The organism is Nodosilinea sp. LEGE 07298 (assembly GCF_015207265.1).
In the GTDB taxonomy this organism is placed as follows: Bacteria; Cyanobacteriota; Cyanobacteriia; order Phormidesmidales; family Phormidesmidaceae; genus Nodosilinea.
Genome location: NZ_JADEXE010000382.1, coordinates 1 through 5,340 on the forward strand (window position 1 = coordinate 1; position 5,340 = coordinate 5,340).

Below are 5,340 nucleotides of genomic sequence, written 5' to 3' on the forward strand. Positions count from 1 at the left end.
CCCACCCATCCACTCACGCACCCATCCACCCATCCACCCACCTACCCCCACAAGGTAAAATCCTCACAAGTCAACTGAGGTAAACCCATGGCTGCTCCCCAAACCTGCCCCGTGTGCGGTGTGAAAATTTTGGTGGGTATTGTGGGGGGCGATCGCGTCCTGTTTTCCGCTGGCCCACCAGGCACTCGCGCTCGGCTCTACGCCCGCGTCTGCCGCTACGTTGACAAGGCTGGCTGCATCAACAAAGACGGCGGCAGCCAGTCGGCCAACCCCAACGACTACTACAAGCCCGACACGCCACGGTGATGCCAATTTTGGATTGGCGATTTTGGCGGCAGATCTACTGTAGGGTGGGCACCGCCCACCATTAATTTGAGGCCTCAATCCTTAGGTTTGGCCAGCTGCGCCTTCGCCTTTTGCCACAGCGCCTCTAGCTCCTCAATGCCGTACTCCCCAAGGGGCTTCTCTGCCACCGCTTCTACCAGCTCAAAGCGTTTAATAAAGCGTCGATTGGTGCTCTGCAACGCCTCCGAGGGGTCAAGATCGTACCAGCGGGCCAGGTTGACCAGGGTAAACAACAGGTCGCCCAGCTCCGCCTGCTGATTTTCCTTGGGTTCACTCGCCAAGGCGGTGCGAAACTCGTCTAGCTCTTCGTGAAACTTGTCCCACACACCGTTGATGTTGTCCCACTCGAACCCGGCTTTGGCGGCTTTGACGGAGATTTTGCTGGCGGCCATCAGCGGCGGCAGGGTGCGGCTGTATTTGACCAGCTTGGGGGTAAGTTTGGTTGGATCGTGGGGAATGCCTTTTTCTTCGGATTTAATGCGCTCCCAGTTTTGGCTTACTTCTTCGGGAGTCTCGCCTGAGGCATCGCCAAAGATATGGGGGTGGCGGCGCACCAGCTTGTCGGCAATGCTGGTGGCCACAGTGCCCAGGTCAAAGTCGCCGTTATCGCTAGCTACCTGGGCTTGCAGCACCACTTGCAGCAGGAGGTCACCGAGTTCTTCTGCGATCGCCCCCTTCTCCCCCACCTGAATGGCATCGACCACCTCGTAGGCCTCTTCGATTACGTAGGGAATCAGGCTGGTGGGGGTTTGAGCCAAATCCCACGGGCAGCCGGTTTCGGGGTGGCGCAGCTGAGCGATCACATCCACCAGCCGTTCCAGGGCGGCGAGAATATGGGCGCGAGACGGAGGTGACGTATCTTGGGGAAGGCTAGAAGACGAGGGCGCAGAAACCATAGTGAAACCGCGTTGACGACGTTTTCATTAGCATGGCAGTAAATGGCGGCGGCGGGTATATCAACCGTCACCACTGGATTGGTTCGTCGCACTAAGCGATGACGGGCTCGATGATGCTTAAAAAGCTCTGCTGTTTGCCCCAACCTTAGCGGCTAAATGTAGCGTTTTTTACTTGCGTCTGGCTGACGGGTGGGGTATTTTTGCTTCAGAGCTGTGTGCGTGCAGCTTTGCTTCCCAAAAATTTGGTCAAACGCCACTGGAAGGTGCTAGGAACACCAACCAGCGGCTAACCCCTTCGACAGATAGGAGCTGTCTCGGAGGCTAGGGCTATTATTGCCCAGGCCGTCCTGAACTGCATATGTCTAGGGCGGCCAACTTTTTGGGATTCCTTACCCGTCGTTAAAAGGAATCCCTCAACTATGTTGTGTTTTACCCGCCAAGATCCCTGGGTTCTTGAAGAACCCAGGGATCTGAATCCCCTGCGCCTTGCAAACCCTAGTCCCCAGCCGGGGCGGGAGCGATTGCGCCATCTGGTGATTGGCTCGCCCGAGGGGGTGCGAGCCACCATTAATCTGCTGCATGTGCTGCGCTATGCTGAGCAGGCCACCTGGAGCCAGTTGGTAATAGTACCACGATCGGGAATTTTGATTACGCCAGAGCTGGGGGAGGTGTTTAGCTTGCTAAGGCGCGATGCTCAAAGAGCGGTCGTAGAGGACCAACGCTAGATTGCTTAAGGGATTGGGTGTCTGTTAGCTGACTCATTCGGGATTCTTCCGCTGCAGCGTTGTCAAAGACACCCGATCCACAATCCAAGCTCATCAGGGCGACTCAGATGCTTGACCAGGAGGGTGCCAGCCTGCCTTAACCCACGATCGCCTGCCCTCTGTCGAACGCGCGATCGCACTGCCTCAGAAATGGTGCTCATCCAGCCAACGGTTCCAGTAAGTCACGCTTTACGGCCTCGGCGATCGCCTCAGATTTTCGCAGTTGACCAAGCTGGTAAATTTGCAAGAGGGCCAAAAGTTCATACCGTTCAGGCTCGGTTAGGCCAGTGGCTTTACCTGCCGCCTGTAGCTCACCCAAGCGAGCATTTTGAGTTTCCTGCATTTTGCCAGTGGCAAGCTGCAAAACATCAGGATCGGCAAGCTGAGCAATTTCAGAAAAAAAAGCCTCTTCAGAGAAGTTTTCTAAGGTTGGCCAGAGCTGTTCGAGGGCTTCGGTCAGTACGGTCGTGGCGTCTTTGCTGGTCGCACTACACAGGCGTTGAGCTTCTTCGACCAGACCTTCTGAGAGCTGTAGCGTGACTTCGACCGTCATAAAGCAAGCGCTTGAGGAGATTGTGCTTTAAGGATAGCCTATCGCTCTCCGAAGGAACCGGGTGCCTTGGCGTCGTCTAAGGGGAATGAGTAAGCCTCAGCAGGCACCCGGTTCCTACTCCCCATCTCCCAACTTGGCCAAATTTTCGCGGCATCGCCCCGTCCAGGGGTGATCGACCCCTAGCTTGGGTTCGAGGATGGCGAGGGCTTGCTGGTAGAGCGATCGCGCTTCTTCGGTGCGGCCCTGGGCGGCGCAAAGAATGCCCAGGTTTTCGGTGACTCGACCAACATTAGGATGATCTTCGCCTAGCAGTTGACGTAACAGTTGTAGAGCCTTACTGAAATAAGGCTCTGCCTCGTCATAACGCCCCTGATTTCGATAAAGGTTGGCCAGATTGCTGAGGTTAAGTGCTACATTGGGATGCCCGTCACCTAACAGCCGTTTGTGCATCACCAAGGCCGATTGGTAGAGGGAGTCGGCTTCGCTGTAGCGACCTTGACTGTCGTGAAGCAACGCTAAATTGTTAAGGCCAAGGGCGATAAGGGGATGCTCGTCGCCCAATAGTCGTTTCCGCATCCCCAGGGCATCTTGTAAGAGAGGTTCGGCCTCGCTGTAAAGGCCTTGATTGTAGTAGAGCATCGCCAGATTATTGAGGATTGTGGCCACAGTGGGATGCTCGTCGCCCAACAGTCGTTTGATCATAACCAGGGAGTTCTGAAAGAGGGGTTTGGCCTCGCTGTAACGGCCTTGATCGCTGTAGAACCTCGCCAGAGCGTTAAGGCTAATAGCTACATAGGGATGCTCGTTACCCAACAGCCGTTTGCACATCGTCAAGGCTGCTTGGTAGAGGGGTTCGGCCTCGCTGTAGCGGCCTTGACTGTGGTAAAGGCTTGCCAGACTATTGAGGCTACTGGCCACATCGAGATGCTCGTCACCCAACAGCCGTTTCCGCATTATCAAGGCCATTTGGTAGAGAGGTTCTGCTTCCTCGTACCGACCCTGATCGTTCTCTAACTGCCCAAGACTACCTAAGCTGGCAGCAATATCCTCATGCTCATTTCCCAGAAGATTGCGACGTAAGTCTAGCGCCTTCTGCAAGAGCGGTTCAGCCAGAGCATACTGCCCCCTCTCCAGCAAATAACCGCCCATGACATGAAACACATCCGCCGCTTCGGTAAAGGCGATAGCGTGCTGCTGGCAATGGCTAGCCAATTCCTGCACGTGGTTCACCAGGGGGGCCAGGGCGAGCCAGGCCTGGTAGTCAAAATCTTTGCCTTTCTCTGGGGTTAGCTGCGCGATCGCCCTAAACAGCGGTTCTACCCAGTTCTGGCAACCCTCATCCCCCAGCTCTGCCCGTATCACTTCCTGCATCAGGCGATGGAGGCTAAAGCTCTGGCTCTCTGGCTCCACCCGCACTAGCGAATAGCCACCCAGTGGGTTCAGCAGGTCGTAGAGGTCTAGCGGGTCGTCGGCTGCGTCGGCTAGGGCCATGGCCAAGGGCTCGCCCAGCTCTGCCGCCCCCTGGGTAAACAGGTTAAAGGGAATGGCATCGGCATGCAGAAAGGCGCAGTAGTTCAGCAGAGCCGCAGCGGCGGGGGCTTGTTTTTGCACCTCCTTTAGGTTCAAGGCCCAGGTGGTGGCTACCGAGTCGGGGTAGTGGCCCAGTTTGGGTTTGGCTTTCTCTAGCCGCTTGAGCCGCTGTTTGCGGTAGCTGTTTAGGTAGTTGGCAAAGGGCACCCGGTTGGTGACGATGTAGGCGGCGGCCTGTTCGAGGGCGAGGGGCAGGTAGCCGAGTTCGGCAGCGAGATCGGTGGCGGCGGCGTATTCCGTAGGGGCAATCCCACGTGATTGCCCTGAATCTGCAACGGTTGGGTTTGGCGCGTTGGGGGTATCTGTGATGGGTTCGCTTCCTTGCGCTGGGCGCACACGTGGGTGCGCCCCTACGGGGTTTGGGCATCCGGTACGGTTTAGCAGAAACGCTATAGCCTCTTCTGGGTTCAGTGTCTCCATTGTTACTGGTTGCACAATGCCCAGGTCTTGAAAGTCTTGGGCGCGGGAGGTGACCAGAATGTGACCCTTAATCTCGCGGGGCAAAAACGGTTGCACCAGCTCGGGATGGTCAGCGTTGTCAAAAATCAGCAGCCAGCCGGTTTCTCGCCCCAGCCACACCCGCACCGACTGCACGGTTTCATCCTGGTTTTCGGCATCCTTTAGCGGCAGGTTGAGGGTTTGGGCGATCGCCACATAGCCACTGGTCAACTCCAGCTCCGTATCGGCCCCCACCCAAAACACGTAGCGATAGTCGTCGCGATAGCGGTAGGCATATTCCACCGCCGTTTGGGTTTTACCAATGCCGCCCAACCCGCTGATCGCTTGAGTCTGCGAAATCGCTGCTGTTTGCCCCTCATTCAGCTGTTGGTAAAGCGTCGTCAGCACCTCATCCCGTCCGGTGAAATAAGGATTGCGGCCATAGGGCACCATCCACGGCGGCTCTTCGCCATTGTTCTTACCTTCTTTATCCCCCAAACATCCGGGACAAAGCTGCTCCAGCACCTCATACAGATGCTCCAGCCCGCAACCCGTTGCCCCTTCCGCCCAACTCAGCAGCGCTGCTACCCGGTTGCCCTGAGCCGCTACACCCTCGGGCACAATTCCCGGTGGTGAGTTGAGGGTAAACCGCAGCTGCTCAAACTGGGGAGCCGGTAAAGCGCTGAGCGTTTGAAACAGCGTCAGCCTGGGGTGGGGCATGGTGGGGTAGGGCAAATCCTGAGCTAATCCTAAC

General features: G+C 56.8%; 5 protein-coding genes. 2 read left to right on the forward strand and 3 right to left on the reverse strand.

What is annotated here, in order from left to right; all coding sequences use genetic code 11:
- Positions 1 to 87: 87 nt before the first annotated feature.
- Positions 88 to 306, forward strand: a complete 219-nt coding sequence (locus tag IQ273_RS29835; RefSeq protein WP_194026729.1) for a hypothetical protein — start codon at positions 88 to 90, stop codon at positions 304 to 306.
- 74 nt (positions 307 to 380) lie between these two features.
- On the opposite strand, the gene mazG is transcribed toward IQ273_RS29835, so the two are convergent.
- Positions 381 to 1,241 (reverse strand): nucleoside triphosphate pyrophosphohydrolase, encoded by an 861-nt coding sequence (gene mazG, locus IQ273_RS29840; RefSeq protein ID WP_194026730.1) that lies wholly within the window; start codon positions 1,239 to 1,241, stop codon positions 381 to 383.
- A gap of 419 nt (positions 1,242 to 1,660) precedes the next feature.
- On the opposite strand from mazG, the gene IQ273_RS29845 reads away from it, so the two are divergent.
- On the forward strand, positions 1,661 to 1,966 hold the full coding sequence (locus tag IQ273_RS29845) for a hypothetical protein (protein WP_194026731.1): 306 nt from the start codon (positions 1,661 to 1,663) through the stop codon (positions 1,964 to 1,966).
- A 196-nt stretch (positions 1,967 to 2,162) separates the two neighbouring features.
- On the opposite strand, the gene IQ273_RS29850 is transcribed toward IQ273_RS29845, so the two are convergent.
- Positions 2,163 to 2,558, reverse strand: coding sequence for a hypothetical protein (locus IQ273_RS29850; protein WP_194026732.1), 396 nt, complete (start codon positions 2,556 to 2,558; stop codon positions 2,163 to 2,165).
- Between the two features lie 114 nt (positions 2,559 to 2,672).
- The coding region (gene fxsT / locus IQ273_RS29855) for an FxSxx-COOH system tetratricopeptide repeat protein (RefSeq protein ID WP_194026733.1) at positions 2,673 to 5,340 on the reverse strand (2,668 nt) is incomplete at its 5' end.